This is a genomic window from Pedobacter agri, assembly GCF_032678665.1.
GTDB lineage: Bacteria > Bacteroidota > Bacteroidia > Sphingobacteriales > Sphingobacteriaceae > Pedobacter > Pedobacter agri_A.
Genome location: NZ_JAVTSH010000002.1, coordinates 373,010 through 391,147 on the forward strand (window position 1 = coordinate 373,010; position 18,138 = coordinate 391,147).

17 protein-coding genes and 1 tRNA gene are annotated in these 18,138 nt (G+C 37.7%); 6 read left to right on the top strand and 12 right to left on the bottom strand.

Annotated elements, in window-relative coordinates; translation table 11 throughout:
* Positions 1–36 precede the first annotated feature (36 nt).
* The 3 genes from R2Q70_RS05200 to R2Q70_RS05210 form a co-directional block, all read right to left on the bottom strand.
* Entirely contained in the window at positions 37–1,305 is a 1,269-nt protein-coding gene (locus R2Q70_RS05200; protein WP_316806591.1) for an Hsp70 family protein, read from the bottom strand.
* A 223-nt stretch (positions 1,306–1,528) separates the two neighbouring features.
* On the bottom strand, positions 1,529–2,029 hold the full coding sequence (locus R2Q70_RS05205) for a peptide-methionine (S)-S-oxide reductase (RefSeq protein ID WP_316806592.1): 501 nt from the start codon (positions 2,027–2,029) through the stop codon (positions 1,529–1,531).
* Between the two features lie 27 nt (positions 2,030–2,056).
* Positions 2,057–2,326, bottom strand: a complete 270-nt coding sequence (locus R2Q70_RS05210; RefSeq protein WP_316806593.1) for a hypothetical protein — start codon at positions 2,324–2,326, stop codon at positions 2,057–2,059.
* Positions 2,327–2,534: 208 nt separating this feature from the next.
* On the opposite strand from R2Q70_RS05210, the gene R2Q70_RS05215 reads away from it, so the two are divergent.
* Both R2Q70_RS05215 and R2Q70_RS05220 read left to right on the top strand, forming a co-directional pair.
* Positions 2,535–3,395, top strand: a complete 861-nt coding sequence (locus R2Q70_RS05215; RefSeq protein ID WP_316806594.1) for a PAS domain-containing protein — start codon at positions 2,535–2,537, stop codon at positions 3,393–3,395.
* A gap of 153 nt (positions 3,396–3,548) precedes the next feature.
* Positions 3,549–4,631, top strand: coding sequence for an acyl-CoA desaturase (locus R2Q70_RS05220; protein WP_316806595.1), 1,083 nt, complete (start codon positions 3,549–3,551; stop codon positions 4,629–4,631).
* A gap of 2 nt (positions 4,632–4,633) precedes the next feature.
* On the opposite strand, the gene R2Q70_RS05225 is transcribed toward R2Q70_RS05220, so the two are convergent.
* From R2Q70_RS05225 to R2Q70_RS05250, 6 genes are all read right to left on the bottom strand, one after another.
* Positions 4,634–5,209 carry a DUF4833 domain-containing protein gene (locus R2Q70_RS05225; protein WP_316806596.1) on the bottom strand — a complete coding sequence of 192 codons (576 nt, stop codon included), beginning with the start codon at positions 5,207–5,209 and terminating at the stop codon, positions 4,634–4,636.
* Positions 5,187–5,663: a GtrA family protein gene (locus R2Q70_RS05230; protein ID WP_316806597.1), complete on the bottom strand. Its 477-nt coding sequence runs from the start codon at positions 5,661–5,663 to the stop codon at positions 5,187–5,189. The genes R2Q70_RS05225 and R2Q70_RS05230 overlap by 23 nt, the downstream gene beginning before the upstream one ends.
* The gene (locus R2Q70_RS05235; protein ID WP_316806598.1) at positions 5,656–6,333 is read right to left on the bottom strand and encodes a CDP-alcohol phosphatidyltransferase family protein; all 678 of its coding nucleotides are present in this window, start codon (positions 6,331–6,333) and stop codon (positions 5,656–5,658) included. The genes R2Q70_RS05230 and R2Q70_RS05235 overlap by 8 nt, the downstream gene beginning before the upstream one ends.
* A 167-nt stretch (positions 6,334–6,500) precedes the next feature.
* Complete coding sequence (locus R2Q70_RS05240; protein ID WP_316806599.1) at positions 6,501–7,307, bottom strand: phytanoyl-CoA dioxygenase family protein; 807 nt, start codon at positions 7,305–7,307, stop codon at positions 6,501–6,503.
* Between the two features lie 218 nt (positions 7,308–7,525).
* Positions 7,526–8,314 (bottom strand): SDR family oxidoreductase, encoded by a 789-nt coding sequence (locus tag R2Q70_RS05245; RefSeq protein WP_316806600.1) that lies wholly within the window; start codon positions 8,312–8,314, stop codon positions 7,526–7,528.
* 16 nt (positions 8,315–8,330) lie between these two features.
* Positions 8,331–8,402: transfer RNA gene (locus tag R2Q70_RS05250), tRNA-Cys, on the bottom strand.
* A 152-nt stretch (positions 8,403–8,554) separates the two neighbouring features.
* Here R2Q70_RS05250 and R2Q70_RS05255 point away from each other — a divergent pair.
* From R2Q70_RS05255 to R2Q70_RS05265, 3 genes are all read left to right on the top strand, one after another.
* The gene (locus R2Q70_RS05255) at positions 8,555–8,791 is read left to right on the top strand and encodes a hypothetical protein (protein ID WP_316806601.1); all 237 of its coding nucleotides are present in this window, start codon (positions 8,555–8,557) and stop codon (positions 8,789–8,791) included.
* 83 nt (positions 8,792–8,874) lie between these two features.
* On the top strand, positions 8,875–9,381 hold the full coding sequence (locus R2Q70_RS05260; RefSeq protein ID WP_316806602.1) for a DinB family protein: 507 nt from the start codon (positions 8,875–8,877) through the stop codon (positions 9,379–9,381).
* 28 nt (positions 9,382–9,409) lie between these two features.
* Positions 9,410–10,768 carry a YeiH family protein gene (locus R2Q70_RS05265; RefSeq protein ID WP_316806603.1) on the top strand — a complete coding sequence of 453 codons (1,359 nt, stop codon included), beginning with the start codon at positions 9,410–9,412 and terminating at the stop codon, positions 10,766–10,768.
* 114 nt (positions 10,769–10,882) lie between these two features.
* Here R2Q70_RS05265 and R2Q70_RS05270 read toward each other — a convergent pair whose 3' ends face one another.
* The 3 genes from R2Q70_RS05270 to R2Q70_RS05280 form a co-directional block, all read right to left on the bottom strand.
* Complete coding sequence (locus R2Q70_RS05270) at positions 10,883–12,463, bottom strand: Na+/H+ antiporter (RefSeq protein WP_316806604.1); 1,581 nt, start codon at positions 12,461–12,463, stop codon at positions 10,883–10,885.
* Between the two features lie 38 nt (positions 12,464–12,501).
* Positions 12,502–13,521, bottom strand: a complete 1,020-nt coding sequence (locus R2Q70_RS05275) for a bestrophin family protein (RefSeq protein ID WP_316806605.1) — start codon at positions 13,519–13,521, stop codon at positions 12,502–12,504.
* Between the two features lie 169 nt (positions 13,522–13,690).
* Positions 13,691–14,539, bottom strand: a complete 849-nt coding sequence (locus R2Q70_RS05280) for a hypothetical protein (protein ID WP_316806606.1) — start codon at positions 14,537–14,539, stop codon at positions 13,691–13,693.
* A 423-nt stretch (positions 14,540–14,962) separates the two neighbouring features.
* Here R2Q70_RS05280 and R2Q70_RS05285 point away from each other — a divergent pair, with 423 nt between their 5' ends.
* The gene (locus R2Q70_RS05285) at positions 14,963–18,130 is read left to right on the top strand and encodes a TonB-dependent receptor (RefSeq protein ID WP_316806607.1); all 3,168 of its coding nucleotides are present in this window, start codon (positions 14,963–14,965) and stop codon (positions 18,128–18,130) included.
* Positions 18,131–18,138 lie beyond the last annotated feature (8 nt).

Here is an 18,138-nt window from a genome sequence, read left to right on the forward strand (position 1 = left end):
TCCGCAGCTATTTGATATAATGTGGAAAGCTAATCATCAATCTTCAAATAAATAACCACTGTAAGCCAGGCCTTTCGCCACACTTTTAAAGTTATCTCCAGAATTTAAAGGGATATGCGGAAACTTACGTTTAAATAGTTGCTGTATGGCTGAAACCATCGATGTTCCTCCCGTTAAAAAAAGGCAATCGATTTCTTCAGGATTGATGTGATGTAAGGCCATAAATTGATTAAGATAGGCTTCAATTTTTAACACATCCTTTTCAATGATGGCATTGTATTGATCTAATTTGATTTGCACATCAATCTCTATCCCTAAATTCGAATATTCAAAATTAGAAACTGATGAGTCAGAAAGCTCGATTTTTGTTTTTTCTATTGATCTGAATAACGAATAGCCTAAATTATTTTCAACCAGCGTAATCAGATTTTTAAACTTTGGATCATTTCCAGAATAGTAGTAGTATTCTTCTATTTCCTTCTGGATTTTTAGTCCATTAAAAAAGTTCATCTTATCCCAGGTGCAAATATTTGCGAAAAGCGATTTCGGAACATTTAAAACCTTCCCAGGTGTGGCTTCATAAGTGGTGTTTTTTCCGAAGTAAGGTGTTCCTTTATCCCACATAAAAGCAGAATCTAAACTGTCGCCACCAATGTAAATGCCACCCGAAGCGATCATATCATTTTTTCGGTCTTTACTTCCTACTTTCTCAGGATCAAGAATTAAGTAAGTAAAGTCAGTTGTTCCGCCACCTAAATCGGCTACTAAAACGCGTTCTTTTTTCGTTATTGTTTTTTCATAAGCAAAGGCAGCACCAATCGGTTCAAACTGAAAGCGAACATCAGTAAAGCCTGCGTTTTCAGCAGCTTTCTTCAGCCTCGTTTGCGCCAGGGTATCTCGTTGTGAATTATCATCATCAAAAAATACCGGCCTCCCGATGACGGCTTTGATACAATCTTCGTTAATAATTTTGTCTGCCTTAGATTTCAAATCTTTCAAAATTAGCGTCACTAAATCGGCAGCGGTGTATCGTTTATTATGAATTCTGGTTTCAGTAAATGTGGTTCGCGACAAAATCTGTTTAATCGATTTGATAAAACGCCCCTTCATCCCGTCATTTAAATAACTTTCAATCGCTTTCTCTCCAACAATATGGTTTTCGCCATCAATGAAACTTTTCGTTTCAGTAAAATAGATTAACGAGGGAATGGAAATCGTATCTACAATTTCTTTCTTTTCTTGATCATAAATAGAAAGCGCAGAATTGGTTGTGCCAAAATCAATGCCGTACAAAAACTTGCTCATGGTAAACGAAATATTTTAATGTTTGGAAATCCTTATTTTAAGCAGGATTTTGGTTCAGTAAATCTGAACAGGTGGTTAAGCCGAAGTTCAAAGGCTTGTGTGTTTGCAGAAACAAAGTTGCTTTGCAAGTCGCAAAGGTTGTAAAAATAATCTTAATACAATAATCCGATTTAATATTATACCATTATACTTCTCAATTTGGAGGTGGTTTTCTTTTCCAAATTCAACACAAATCCATTTTGTCATTATTTACCAGATGAGGAAACGACTTGATAAGTGCTTTAAGTTTCGGACTTACAATATTTTTGCAAAAAGGCTTATCCTTATTACCATAATAGTAATTTAAATATCGACTTTGATTAAGCTTAAATTGCTTAAAGGGAATTACTTTTGTAATGATAGGCTGTGTAAAATCAGACTGTAGTATTGCGATGGCATTTTTAGCTAGTTGTTGCTGTGAACTATTAAACACATAAATTGCCGAACGGTATTTGCTGCGCATAACATGCTGTGCGGTGCAACTGTGTGTATGGAGGTGTATTTCAATCAATGATTTTAACTTAATTTTTTCTTCTTCGTAATGAACAATAACCGCTTCTGATAGTTCGTGGTCAGTGCCTGTAGATGAGATCCAGCCTTGTTCAACCTTCAATACGCCATGAATTGATAAAAATATAGCTTCAGTGCACCAATGGCAGCTACCTCCAAATCCAATTTTTTCCATAGCGTAAGCAAAAATTAACTAATAACATTATTTTTCTTTGTCAATAGCTTCTTTTAAGGCTTCCCAATTTTCAAAACCTAAAAAATTGCTAATGGCATTTTTTACAAACCTCGAAGAGTCTGACAATGTTGGCGCTGTTCCAAAAATACGTTTTATCGTAGACTTGCTAACGTAATGGCCAGTGCTTATAAAGATTTGCACTGATATTTCAGAACAATCGCCTGGACCTAATGAGGTAGAACCAATTTTTTCAAGTAAACGATTTCTCAAAGCAGAAAGTTCGTGATTTGGATACATGAGAATTTGATTTTAAGATTAACAATTGCCAAAGGATAATAGTTATAAGCAAAAGCATTCCTAAAAAGAGTTTTTGTATTTGAAAGCAGTATTAACACGTTACTTAGCATTTATAATTTTAGTATTTGTTTTTGGGTATGAATATTGTCAACCTTACCGAACAAGATATTTATTCGTTAATTAAAACGATTTATCAAAAGGCCGAAAAATGGATGAAAGACAAAAAGATGTGTTCTTAAGATTTAAACAGGATGACTTACTGGCACAACATATCAACCTTTTAAAAAGCGTATTTCACTCAAATTTTGTAGAAATCAACATTTACAAATATGCTTCGAAAGCTCCATCTCTTACAGCGGAAAATTATCTACGAAAGTCTTTGATTGATGCCTCTGACCAGTTGATAGGAGAAATTATAATAAAGGATATTAGCGCAAAAGGTTTAGAAACACATGGAAAAGAGATTTTAGACATCATTGCAGCCAATTTTATCAAGCAATATGAGTTTTTGGATGAATATTTTGCAATGAACCAACAGGTTGACATCTCGGCAAAAGAACTGGAAAGCCATCGCCTTGAGCTCGAAATGTTGTACGAAGATTTAAATTTGGCGCATGAAGAACTTAGTCAGGCGTTTACGGCTACCTTTCAATTAGGGAAAAGTTTATCTCAGTCGAAAAACAAAATAAGTGGCTTTTTGGAAAAAGCACCTATTGCCTTCGGTGTTTTGCGTCATCGTCAACTCAAAATTGAGATGGCCAATAATTTAATTCTTGAACTCTGGGGCAAAGATAAAACCGTTTTAGGAAAACCTTTAGCAGCTGGTTTACCCGAATTGCAAGGACAACCCTATCTTGAAATACTTGATCGTGTTTACACCAGCGGTGAAAGGTACATTGGCAAAGAAGCCAAGGCTATTTTAGAAAAAGATGGGCAGAAGGTAGACTGTTATTTTAATTTCATTTATGAGCCGCTTAAAAATGACCGGGGTGCAACAAATTCAATTATGATCATTGCTACCGATGTTTCTGATTTGGTTCGAAGTAGAAATGAATTGTTACCTAATTAGCTTTTATTCAATTAAAATGCAACGATTAAGTTTAATTTAAAACTAAACAATCTCAATTTACGTTCATATATTTACACGTCATCTAATTTAAGATGCGCATCTTGATGAACTCGGAGTATCGCCCCTGTGCAGCGGGTAAGGTAAACGAGAAATATGAAAGTCATCACAAAATTTCCTGCTTCAGGAAAAGTTAATTTTTATTCAGAAATCAGGCAGCGGGTAAACGAACAATTTCGCAATCGGGAATTGGAAGTTAATGCAAATAGTTTTATGTGGGTGAAAACTTTCATTTTCTTAAGCCTGTTCATCATCTTATATTTTACTATTCTACTTTCTGGGTTAAACTGGACATATTTGGCTCCACTTACTTTGGCCTTAGGAGTAACCAGTGCATTTATTGGTTTTAATGTATGCCACGATGCGATTCATGGTGCCTTTTCTCCCAATAAGAAGGTAAATAAATCATTAGGGATGATTTTTCATTTGCTTGGCGCTAGTCCTTATGTATGGAATATTACCCATAACGTAGTTCATCATACTTATACTAACATACCGGGGCATGATGAAGATATCGAGATTGCACCTGGCCTGATCCGTATTTGCAATGAAGATGAATTGAAACCACATCAGCGTTTTCAGCAATGGTATGCGTTTCCGTTGTATGGTTTAGCCTCAATTTCATGGGTGCTACGCAAGGATTATAAGAAATTTTTTCAGAAAAATATCGGAGCGAGGGAAAATATCCATCCGAAAATTGAATATTTTAACCTTTTCTTTTACAAGTTTCTCTATTACTTCCTCTTCATTGCGCTACCAATTTTAGTGATCGATTTAGCCTGGTGGCAGGTATTGATTGGCTTTGTTCTGCTTCACGTAGCCCAGGGGGTTACGATGGGATTGGTTTTTCAGTTGGCGCATGTTGTAGAAGGTACAGCTTTTCCAGTACCCAACCATTCGGGCAACATGGAAGAAGCCTGGGCTGAACATCAAATGAATACTACTGCAAATTTCGCTACCAATAGTCCCATGGCTGCGTTTTTTCTCGGTGGTTTAAACCGGCAGATTGAACACCATTTATTTCCGAAAGTATGTCACATTCACTATGGATGGATAGCTGTCATCGTGAAAAAAACAGCTTTGGAATACGGCCTTCCTTACCACGAAAATGCAACATTTTTATCGGCTTTGGCTTCTCATTACCGAATGCTGAAAAAAATGGGTAGCCCGGCGGCCTAATGCTATTTTATCAGAATTTTTTCCGTTATGGATTTTCCTGTGGTCAAATCACTTCCTTCAATTAAGGCATACCTTACGTTCGGTAGCCAAAATGATCCGCCCACTATCCGAACAAAAAGACGATTAATTTTAACTGTTTTGCCGTTAACAGCGATTGTAACGATATATTTTTGATCTACTTTGCTGAGGTAAATCGGTAATGCCTTATGTGAAACAAATTTTAATTCGAACTTATCTTTAGCGATTTCTTTGGTAATTAACCCATAAGCAAATTTCTTTTGGATGTAACTCAATTCTTTTTTTTCTCCATGTTCACCATAGCGAATCCAATAAATAGCAACAGGCTGCGAATGGTTAATGCTTCCATTCTCCTGCATATTTAGTGCGTAGATAAGTGTATTGGTATTCGGATCTCGCTGTAAATAGAACAGCATATTATCTATATTTTTTGGTGTAGGAAAATTGATGGGAGAGGGATCGGCCACTTGCGCCCATAATTTGCCAACCCTAAGTATTACCATTAGCATGAGGATAGCCAGGCCAAAGCAAATCTTTTTAAACGGCCTGGGTGCGAACATTATTTTCAGGATTTTCATTCTGGTAACTAAAGGTTTTCTGACTTTTTTTTGGTTCGGTTTTAAATACCCATAATTTCATAAGCGGGTAATTAAAGCCATAAGAAACCACACTATCAATTAACAATCTCCCAATACGATAATCTATATTGAAACTCCGGTGTAAAAGATATGTTCCGGTTGATTTCAATGTAATACTGCTGATTACCACTCCAAAAAAGCGAATGAGTTGCATTCGAGCCGACGTAAGGTAGGCCGATTGATCCCTAAAAGCCCAATACCGGTTGATGCAGAAGTTAACCACCCCGCCTAAAGCACCAGAAATCAGAATTGATACGGTAAAATGAATACCCAGCTTTTCGGTCAGCAAGATCATCATTCCATAATCTGTAACACCACCTGAAAAGGCTGACAGCTGTGCCTTAAGAAAAACTTTTACAGATTTTTTTTTAACCATTCGTTTTATCCTTCCCATCACGTTCGTTCCCGAAACGAAGCAACTCCATGGTGTCCGACACGTTGACTACAAATAAGGTAATCGTAATTAAAGCTGCAGCATAAATGATTGATCCGGGTATTATAACTTCGGTGAGCAGAATAAATGATATGATGATCCGAAGTTCTGTAGGACCAAATGATCCTGAATCAATGCGGTATACATCTGTAATTTTGTAACGAAGCAACGAAATAAGCATCGACCAGCCGTAAAACACCACGAAAAAGAAAGCTAAAACTTTTGCCGGTGCTTCAGCATAATAATAATAACCCAATCCAATTAAGACAATGCTGGCCCAATCCATGATAATGTCTAATGCAAAACCATACCATTTCCTTGGCGTTTGGCGATAGTAGGCGAGTCTTCCATCAAGCGAATCGCCAAACCAGTTGATTAATAATCCAGATATTCCGACAAGTAAAAAGTGCCTGCCAAAATATACTGCCAATAAAAATGATGCAAAAACTAGTACAGCGCCTAAAAATCCTAAACCTGTTAATATATTTGGAGAGATGAATTTTGGAATCCTTTTTAGTAAAAAATGGATAAACTTTTGTTCCGCATTTTTTAGCACATTGGTTCTTTTTCGGTCTGCAAATATCTTTTCACGCTCTTTTTGTATATCGCTCATTATGGGCTGTTTAATAACCTAAATGCATTATTCCTAAAATAATTGCTGCCTCAGGGCGAAAAACTTTTAAACTAATCTTTTTTTGAAAAGCTTTAAAATTAGAAACCTGTTTTTTTAGTTTTCCGGTTTTAGCCAGATAGCTGAATATTAATATAAATACCATGTGATTACTTTACAATTCCAGCGAAACGCTGATAAAAAACGGTTGGACTATTTTCATTTTTGGGTGCATACTTACCAGCAATAATTGGAATGTAAATTACTCGTCTGCGACTTTCTTCTCCACGGATAGCTGATTGCGCAACGCGATGCCACAACCTTCCATCGTGGATGGTCAAATCGCCAGCCTCGGGTAAAATCGAAACTTCATCCTTATCTGCCTTATTATCTAAAAAGTATTTCTTGCGGAAGAGCATTTGGTAAACACTTTGTTTGTGGGTGCCGGGGATGATCTTGAGACCACCATTTTCCTCTTTTTGTGTGCTCAAATGTATGCCAACGTTCAGCATTGGATTAAGCTTTCCGCCATAAAAAATGTCTCTCAATCCGTCGGTATGCCAGCCCATTTTGGTAAAAGTACTTTCAGGACCATTGATGTAGTGATTAAAAACCATTCCATCTTTTTCTTCTGTGCCTAAACGAGAACCATCACCTGCAAGTGGCAGTAAAGCGGCAATACGGGGATCTAATAGTAAGCCTGCTAATGTCATATGATGCTGGTTAATAAAGGCAAACCTTTGCACAATTTTCGCTCCATCTAAATCTTTTCCATATTTAATGGGCACGCCATTTACTTTTTTGATATCATTTTCAACCCAGTTTCGCTCTACTTCTTTTGAAGCATGGATAATAGAGGAGACTGTAGATTTTGTAATAAAATTCTTGAAATGAATAAAGCCGTGAGTATTGAAAAACTCAATTTGTTCGCTGCTTAATTGATCAGATAGGGTAAAGGTTGGATACGATGAAGCCATGGTTCAAAAGTTTAGGTGAAGAAATATAAATTGGTTGGAAGAAGAAATTATGCGCAACAACAGCACATTCGCATTCGCGAGTGGTTCTGTGCTGAAGTGAAATAAAACGAGATTGTTTTATTATACATAATCTATAGATTTAGTAGTATTTAATACAAACGTAACATTTTTTTAATATTCCAAAGCATATCGGGCAAATTTTTTTTAAAAAAAAATTGTTAGGTTTTATAAATTCCCGCCGCCATTTTTTCGATGAAGGCTTTTGGCAGAATCCGGTTAGCGAAAACGCTTATCCAGTTTGTAAAACCTGGAACAATTTCCGATTGCTTGGCAAATAAGCCCTGCAATGCAATTCTGGCTACTTCTTCTGGTCGCATATTAAACTTTTCGGCCATTTTGCTAAAGGCATCAAGTCCTGCCCGCTGCGCAAAACCAGTATCAATAGGGCCTGGGCTTAAACAACTTACTGCTATTGCCGTATTTTTTAGCTCAAACCTGATTGCCCTGCTAAATGAAAGTACAAATGATTTTGTTGCGGAGTAAATTGCCAGGGTTGGAACGGCCTGGTAGGCGGCAGTGCTTGATACGTTTAAAATATATGCCTTATCAGCCCGGGATAGGCGGGGAATTATCAAATAAGAAAGTTCAACAACAACATCGATATTTAAGTGGCACATGTTGATTTGATCTACGAGCGGTAACTCATCAAATCTTCCCCATAAACCGTAGCCGGCATTGTTGATGAGTATCGAAACCGGAAAGTCATTTTTTTCCACCCATTCGCTTACCGTTTTTGCGGAAGCTGCTTGCGAAAGATCAATTGGAAAATAAACTGCTTTTATCCCATAACTGGTTTCTAATTCATCAGCCAGTTTAGCCAATTCATTTTCCGAACGTGCTACCAGTAAAAGATGGTAACCTTTTTTAGCCAGTTCAGTTGCAATCGCTTTGCCCAATCCTTTGCTTGCTCCGGTAACCAAGGCAAATGTTCCTTGCAATGTAGTCATATTGTATTTCTAGTAGACGTCATGGGCGGATTCGAACCGCCGTAAAAGGTTTTGCAGACCTGTACCTCAACCACTCGGCCACATGACTAGGTAATCAAATATAGAAGAATCGTATAGAATTAAGCAGCTTCTATCAGATGATGGTTCAAAGATATAATAAAAAAATATAAAGTCTATAGATTTTGTAGTCTTTTTATTTTTTTAATACATTTGTTCCAGAAATTAACTAATTAAAATAACATGGCAACAATCGGACAATTTCAAAACAACTTAAAGAACAAAGCGAAGCGCAGCTTAATAGAACATGAATTGGGAAAAGATCTCATTCAGCGGATTGAATTAGCCGGAGGAGAACTTAAACTTTCTAATGGAAAGGAAGCATTTGAGTTTTTGAATATTTCAGCGGATCTTCAAACGGAACTTGAGAAAAAAATTCCAGGTGTACAGCGAGGTTTGCAGAAATGGCGACTTGATTAATTTTGAATGAGCTCTGTAAAATTAACGCTTGATAGGGTTTAGGCTTCTTCCAATTTCATAGATTAGCCACAAGAAAAATTATTATGGCAAAATTAGAAGTCTGGCAAAGAGGCCCTTTACCTGATCTTGAACCTTTATTGCAACCCGTTGGGCATGCCATTTTACAAGCGCAGGAAGAACTACATGAATATTTAACAGATTTTCCAGTCGAGCTGTTGTGGATTAAACCTGCAGGAATGGCTTCAGTAGGCTTCCATTTACAACATCTTTCCGGCGTTTTGGATCGTGTTTTTACTTACGCCAGGGCAGAGGCTTTGACTCCTTTTCAATTCGAACAATTGGAAGAAGAGGGGAAAGATTGTTTAGCCGGTTATTCAGTGCAGCAACTGGTAGATCGTTTTGACCAGCAAGTTGAAAAAGCAATGAAGCAACTTCGGGAAACCGATACAACCACGCTGACAGCATTTAGAGGAATCGGGAGAGCAGGTTTACCTTCAACCGTTTTAGGTTTGCTCTTCCATGGAGCTGAACACACCATGCGCCACCTTGGCCAGTTGATGGTTACCGCAGCAGTAGTCAAATCAAATTAATCGAACATACATCTAAGAAAACCATCCCATGCCCATTTCTGTAGCTGATCAACAATTAACCCATGATGATCAAATTACTCCCAAAAAACCGTTTTTAAATTTCCTCACCGAAGATTGGTGGGCGGTAATATTGGGCGGATTTTTAATTGCTGCTATTGTTTATTTCCATACGCAGGGGCTAAAAATTGATTTGCCGGTTTACAAGTGGGCAACGGTAAATGATCTTTCAGAAAAAATATTTACTGCAAAAAACATTTCGAAAATATTAGGTGTTTGGGCGGTGTTTCTCTCCTTAGCAACAATCGCAATTGCTTTATCAGGAGGTAAGGTTAAACGATTCATGCTTGGTTTTACTTTTATTTATGTGGTATCTATTTTATCATTCCTCATTGGTGGAAATAAAAACGTTTCTTACTATGGTTTGGAATATGTTGTATTTGCGCTGCTCATAGGTATTCTGCTTGGCAACCTCGTTCAGCTTCCCCTGGGGTTGAAAGAAGCTGTTCGGTCAGAATTTTACATTAAAACTGGCCTCGTTATTCTAGGCACAACAATACTTTCAGCTGATTTAGTTAAAGCTGGCTTACCCGGAATTTTACAGGCTGTTGTGGTGGTTAGTGCAGTTTGGTTTTTTTCGATGTGGTTGAGCCGGAAACTGAAGGTAGATGATGAATTCGGTGTGATTTTGGCATCTGCGGTTTCTATCTGCGGCGTTTCGGCTGCTATTGTAGCGGCAGGAGCCATCAACGGAGATAAGCGAAAACTATCTTACGTAACTACACTGGTTTTAATCATAGCCATTCCGATGATGGTTTTGCAACCCTGGGCAGTTAAATTTTTTAATATTCCCGAAGTTATTGGTGGTGCCTGGTTAGGCGGAACATTGGATACCACGGCAACCGTAACCGCTGCGGGAGATTTGATTGGACCCATTGCCGTGAAAGCTGGGGTAATTGCCAAATTTTCTCAAAACGTTTTCATTGGTGTCGCCGCTTTTTTTATCGCGATATGGTGGGCTTATAAAAAACCTAAAAATACAAATGGAGAAATTGCTGTTCAAAAAAAGAACGGCATTGGAATTGTTTGGGAACGATTTCCAAAATTTGTAATCGGCTTTATTGCCGCATCACTCATATTTTCATTTCTCTTGACTGCAGATACCTCCAAAGCAGTTGTTCCTACATTAAGTGGTTTGCGAACCGTTTGGTTTGCTATGGCCTTTGTATCCATTGGCATGGAAGCCAAGCTTTCATCGCTGGTTAAACTTCAGGAAGGTAAGCCCGCCGTGGTATTTGGTGTGGCACAATTGTTTAATATATTTTGGACATTATTATGGGCCTACATTTTATTTGGCGGATACATTTTCGAAGTGCCCGATTTTAAATAGGCTGGCTCATAAATATTTTTAGGGATCAATTGAATAAAAAACCTTTTCAACTGATCCCGATGGAAAACTTTAAATTGTATTTGCGGCTACTCTTGTCGAATTAGTTAGAAGGAACTAAATAATTTTCAATCGTTCTTCTTCTAAATCAATTTGATACAATTGCTGGCGAATAATTTCCTCATCTATTTTTGGATCTTTATTTAGTTCAACCAAATATTCGCGTTGGCTATCTAAAAGTTCCACAAAAATGGTTTTGGTGTCGTCATTCATCCAGCTGTCATCAGCAGCCTTGGCCCGTTCTTCCCATTGTTTCAGTATTTTTGCGATCTTCTCATTGCCCTGTAAACCATTTTCATATTTGTTTTTGAGCTCTTGATAAACATGTTGTTTAAGGCCTTGCTTCATTTTCAGCCTGGTTGCTTCTTCATTTTCGAGGCCAAATACACCATCAAAAAAACGTGTGCGTTTAATAAAATAGGGCAGGGTTAATCCTTGAATTAATAGCGTTAACAATATGACCACAAAAGTGATAAAGAGAATTAGATTTCTATGTGGGAAGGCAACGCCATTGAGCGTAACCGGAATGGCTAATGCTGCTGCGAGTGATACCACGCCCCGCATACCCGTCCATCCCAATAAAAGCGGCATCATCCAGCGTCTTATCCGCGAGGAGGCATGTGGTCGAACACTTGGCCGGAAGATGGTTGTGGCTATCAAAGCCGCATAAGAGCTGATCATCCTGGCGCCAATAAGTACAGCTGTAACCAACAAGCCATAATTAATAGCCGTGCTTAAAGAAATGCCTTCAGACCTAATACCGCCAACAATTTCCGGCAGTTCTAGGCCGATAATCATAAACACCACGCCATTTAGTATGAAAACGAAACTTTCCCAAACGCTGTATCCTTTTATCCTACTGGCGCTGTTTAAAAATACGAGTCGTTTCGCTGACATGTATAGGCCACCACATACAACTGCCATTACACCTGAGCTATGCACCTGTTCCGCTACCCAATACATAAAATAAGGCTCAATGAGTGTTAAAGCAATGTCAGATGGTGCATCGGTTGGTAAGCGTTTATGTGCCTGAACAAAAATCCATGCCAATACTAAACCTATCGCAGCACCTCCAAGTACCATCCAGATAAAACTTGCTGCAGCTTCTTGCCAAACAAATTGCCCTGTGCCTACTGCTACCAAGGCAAAACGGAAAATAATCAGCGATGAAGCATCATTTAGTAAACTTTCTCCCTCTAAAATGGCGGAGGTAGACCTTGGAATTTTCACGAATTTCATGATGGCACCGGTACTTACCGCATCTGGTGGCGAAACAATACCACCCAATAAAAAACCTATCGCAATGGTAAATCCAGGGATTAAATAATTGGTAATCAAAGCAACTGACAGCGCTGTAAAAAATACAACCAGGAAGGCGAAGCTGCCAATTATACGCCACCATTTTTTCATTTCTTTAAAAGAAATTGACCAGGCGGCTTCAAAAAGCAAAGGTGGCAGAAATATAAAAAAGATCAGGTCTGGATCAATTTTAACCGTCGGCAAACCCGGAATAAAACTGATGAATAAGCCTGCGATAACCAATAAAATAGGATAGGCTACTTTTAGTTTGGTAGCCCACATGTTCAATAGAACAATGGCGGCTATCATTGCTAATAAAAAGGGTAAAAGCGTATGCATTAATTATGTTTGTTTAATTTTTTTTGGAAAGATTTTACTTACATTAAAATGTCGTTAACAGGTTGTATGGGTTGTGGCAGTTCTGTTTCGCCCAGCATTTGCAACAGATCGATTTCGATGGTGCGGCAAATGGAAAGCATAGGGATGTCCGTTCCTAAACCTTCAAATGGGTTTTCAGAATAGTCACCAATAAGCTCCATTACTACATAAATCCAGCCCACAATGGTTCCAAAAGGAATCATTAACCAAACTCCTGCTTCTTCTAATTTTGCAAATTCTGCCACGATGCCCAATGGCAAAAGGAAAATAAAAATACAGGTAAAAATAAAACTCATGTTAGCGTATTGGCGGGGAATAGGGAATTTTTTAATGCGTTCTGCTTTACCCTGATGATCGTAAAAATCAGATAATACCTTTTGGAGCTCTAATTGTCTTCGCATGTGTAAGGTTTCAGCTTCATGAAGCTGCGCTAAATCCTGCGACTGTAAGTTGATGATTTGTGTGGCTTTATTCGCTGCCGAATCCCATTCAGCCGCGTCGGCATAATAGTTTGCCTTTTGCTTTTCGTTTAAGTAATTTTTAAACTGCCCAACACCAAATCGCTCTCTGCGTTGCAATGCAATTTTCCCGAAAAGATGTTTGAGGTTAACGTGTTCCCATTGTGTGGAAACCAATAATTGTTCTCTCAAAATATATAGCCAGGCAATATGACGGTAAATTAATCTGGTTTTGATCTTTTTAATTTCCTCGTCGGTGAGCTGACTGTTTAAGATGAATGAATTTACCATCACACCCCAGCTTCTGCTACTGTTTACAATGCCACCCCATATTTTCCGTGCTTCCCAAACTCTATCATAAGATTGATTGTTTTTAAAGCCAAGATAAAATGCTACGGCTGTACCAATTAACGATACGGGAAGCCATGGAATAGAAATCCACTGCCAGCCCACTACTTTGTACAATACGGAAACGATGAACATGTAGGCAATGAGCCAATAAATGTGGTGACCAGCAAATTCGAAAATGCCTTTGAGTGTTATGGTTTTTTTTACTATCATTTCTTAAAATAATCTTATAAATAAACGCCGGGCCTAATTGTTTACTTAAAATTAGGCTTTTATTTAACATACTGAAATCTCATTATTAAATGATTTTTACAGTATTTGGGATTAGAAATTAATAGGGAAAACCAAATTAATGGTGCTTGTAACGAAGTTTTGAAGCGTACTAACTCATATCTAAGCTAAGTATGTCTTCAGATTTAATACTATGCCTGGTTTCAATTTGCTTTTTGGCCTTCTCAAGTTCATCAAATTGGTCAGAAATTTGCTTAAAAAATAACTCACATTGCTTAACCGCTAAGAAAGCATAAATTTTAAGCCGAATCTGGTCAGCGAAAAATATTTGAATTGCAATTAACGAAATCAAAAAGATGTAATGTGAAAAAATTAGTGGGCCGGAGCCATTAATACCAATTTTGGAAGCAATGAAATCTAACAAAATAGGGATCACCAACATTGGCAATACTGATAACATTTTTGATCGCAATTCAGTTTGTTTCTGGGCAGTTTCAACCTGTGATAATTCTCTTTCTAATTTCGCTTTCAATGGAATTTCTCGATTTGATCTTGATTGATCGATCTCAGCCAGTTGTTTCCCAAAAGCAACATCAATCTGGCTCATGCTGTCGAGCAACGAAAGTTCATCTTCATTAAGTTTCTCCTGATCGGCAACGATGGCTTCTTGTTCAACAATCAGTTGTTCCATTTCATCAAGATCATCAGGAATACCTAAATATAGCTTTTGCTCAACAATCAGAATCCTGTCATCAATGGTTTGGCGAATATCTTTAAGTTTTTGGTGTTGTTTTTTAACAGCATCTTTTTGCAAATCGTGATCACCCTGAATTTTTAAAAGATTAACGGCAAATTCGAGTTTTTTTAATTCAGCTTCATTAATGGTTAAGCGTTGATGCAATTCTTTAATTACCGCAAAACTATCTTCGGTGTTGCCGAGCTGTGAAATTTGCTTTTGATAGGTTTGCAGATCTTTTGGTGAAAGAGAAAGGATTGGCATCAGGTATTGTAGTATTAGCTGGTAAAATTATAAAATTTATTGAATGGGCGATATTTATATAATGCCATATTTTTAAATATAGTTTTTGACATTTAAAATTTTGGGATTAACGGTGTTGTTTCTACTAAACTGGTTTTTAGGAATAGCTATAAAAATTAATCTTCAAAAACTTCATTTTATCGCTTCCAAGGCTATATTTCTATTTTGAATCCACATTTGTTATAGCTTTAGAAACAAATTTTATACCTGTTCCAATCTCAAAGCATTAACATTGCTCTAGTTAAATCTTCTACAGATTTGACACGACTAACCACTTATAAACTCATCTCAAATTATGAAGAAAAGGCGAAAATCTATTCTGAACTGCCCTTGTAATGGCAAGTTTGCTCTACACTCCGCTAACCAAAACCAAATGTAAATATTATGAAAAAAAGAAATTTACTCAATCTATTTCATGTTCATCAGGTTGGTAACCTAAAAGGAATACTTGCGCTGCCATTTGTTGTAGCTGCAATAATCTCTCCAGGTTACACCGCTGCAGCAACAGTAAACGCTTTTGAAATTAAGGCAAATAAATTCGACACTCAAATTACAGGAACCGTAAAGGCTGCTACCGGAGAAACCTTACCGGGCGTTTCAGTAAGTATTAAAGGTGTTGGAAGAGCCGTTGTAACCGATGCAATGGGGAAATATAGTATTTCTGTCCCCGAAAATGCGACCTTAGTTTTTAACTATATTGGCTTTACACCTAAAGAGGTTGCGGTAGGTAGCAATATAGTTGTAAACGTTACACTTGAATCATCTGATACCGCTTTAGATGATGTAGTTGTGATTGGTTATCAAACCATCAGAAGGAAAGATTTAACAGGTGCCACCGGTTCTGTAAGCACAGGAAATACAGAGAAATTGGTTTCCCGATCTCTTCCGGAGGCACTCCAGGGGCAAACACCGGGTGTTGCCGTAAGAAATGGGGGTGCACCAGGGCAGGAGGCTGTTGTTAACATTCGTGGTTTGGCAACCTTTGGTAATGCAAGTCCGCTTTATGTGATAGATGGAATGATTGCCGACCCGAATACTACCGTTAGTCCTAATGATGTGGAAGATATTCAGATTTTGAAAGATGCATCTGCAGCTGCAATTTACGGTTCAAGAGCGGGTAACGGTGTGATTTTAATTACAACTAAAAAAGGTAAAGAAGGACCAGCTAAAATTAATATTACAAGCAGATATAGCATTTCTCAAGTTCCAAAAACTTACGATATGATGGATGCTGCAGAATATGCTGCAACCAATACACGTGCTTATCAGGCATCAGGCATGGCTATTCAGCCAGGAGTGGCCAACTACAATGGCAGAATTAACACGGATTGGGTAGATGAAACCCTAAGAACGGGTTCTGTTCAGGATTATAATGCCAGTATTTCTGGCGGAGGTAACAGCTCGAAATACTTAATTTCAGGTGGTTATTTTAAAGATAAAGGTGTGCTTATTGCCAGAGAATTTGAGCGTGCATCTTTTCGTGTAAATACAGAAACTACAAAAGGACGATTTAAATTTGGAGAAAACCTCGCATTCTCATCATCTACATCGAAATCACCATTTCAAGGTGGCGCTTTTGCTGGTAACCCATGGTATGATATGTTTTCAAGTGTGCCATTAATTCCGGTTCAGGATAATGCATTAATCAGTACCAATAATCCTGGTGGCTGGGGTTACGGATCAAACGGTAACATCAATACTTTTTCGCGTAACCAGGTAGCAATTGCCAATATCACTTCAGTAAAATCGAACTTTGCGAAATTAATAGGTAATGCTTATGTTGATTTTAAGATCATTGATGGTTTAAACTATAAATTCAATGCAGGTATCGAAACCAGTTTTGATAAAAGTAAATCGATCAGAAAAGATGGTTCATGGTACCAAAATCAATCGCCTGATTTTAGTCAGCTGAGCGATAACCGCAACCAGTTTTTAAGTTACCTTTTAGAGCATACTTTGAACTACAACTATGTTATTGGTAAACATAGCGTTAATGGGGTAGTAGGTTATACGCAACAAACTACACAAACCGATAACACTTTTGGTAGTGGAATTAAACTGGCTCAGTTTGGAGGTGAATATTTTGATACTTTGACTTCAACAGCTGGTGAAGGTCGTACATCTTCAGGAACCAGATATAAAAACCTGTTAGATTCTTATTTAGGTCGTTTAAACTATACCTATGATGATAAATATTTATTAACCGCCACTTTCCGTGCTGATAAAGATTCCCGATTCTCTCCTCAGTTTAGAACGGGTTATTTCCCTTCAGGCGCTTTAGGATGGAGAATTTCTAAAGAGGATTTCTTTAAGGTGGATTGGGTTTCAGATTTAAAATTAAGAGCTTCTTATGGTGTGCTTGGTGTAAATACTTTAGGTGCATATCAGTTCATTGGTTTCCTTAACCAGGCACCAGATGTGGTTTTAGGCAGCGGACAGGTAACCAATCCAGGTGCAATTCAGGCTAAACTGGCTTCTGGCGATTTGAGATGGGAAAAGAAAAAAACAACCAACTTAGGTTTTGATGCATCGCTCTTTAAAGATCAGTTTACAATCAATTTTGATGCGTTTCGTTCTGTTTCAGAAGATGTACTATTAAGCCAACCTTTGCCAGGATACCTTGGTAATTTACAGGGAGATCCAATCGTTAACATCGGTTCGATCCAGAATAAAGGTTTAGAATTAAATTTAGGTTATCGCCCAAGATTAGACGGCGAATTTAAATGGGATATCGCCGGAAACATCAGTATTGTTAGAAACAAGGTATTATCATTAGGTAATTTAGGTATCGATACTGAAACTGGTCAACCTAAAGATTACATTCAATCGGGCAATACCAGAACACAGGTTGGCAGATCAATTGGTGAGTATTACGTATTGAAAACTGATGGAATTTTCCAAAATCAGGCAGAAATTAACGCACACAAAGCACAAAGTGCTTATGCCAAGCCAGGAGATATCCGTTATGTAAATACCATTGATGGTGGTACAAATGATGATATTAATGACAAAGATCGCGTTTTTGCAGGTTCAGCTTTTCCAAAATTCACTTCTGGTTTACAATTTAATTCGAGATACAAAGATTTTAGTCTGTCAATCCAGTTGTATGGTGCTTTCGGACAAAAATTATATAATGATGTACTAAGAGATTTAGATAGCTACGGAAACTCAAATTACAGAAGAGCAATTAACCCCTGGACACCTGGTAATACCGATACCACTTTCCCAAGATTAGGCTATCAGTTTGCTGCAAATGATAGAGGAATCAACGAAAATGCAAGAGGCAATACCGATCGCTGGATTGAAGATGGTTCATTTTTAAGATTGCGTAATGTAGAGTTAGGTTACAGTTTCCCTCAAAAATTAATCTCAAAAGCTAACATTAGCAGTGCAAGATTATACGTGAGTGGACAAAACTTATTCACCATTACTAAATACAGTGGTCTTGATCCTGATGTTGTGGGTGCAAATCCAAATCTTGAGCCAGGAGTTGATAATGGAAATTATCCCTCATCAAGAATTATTTCATTTGGTTTAAGCGTAGGTTTCTAATTAATTAT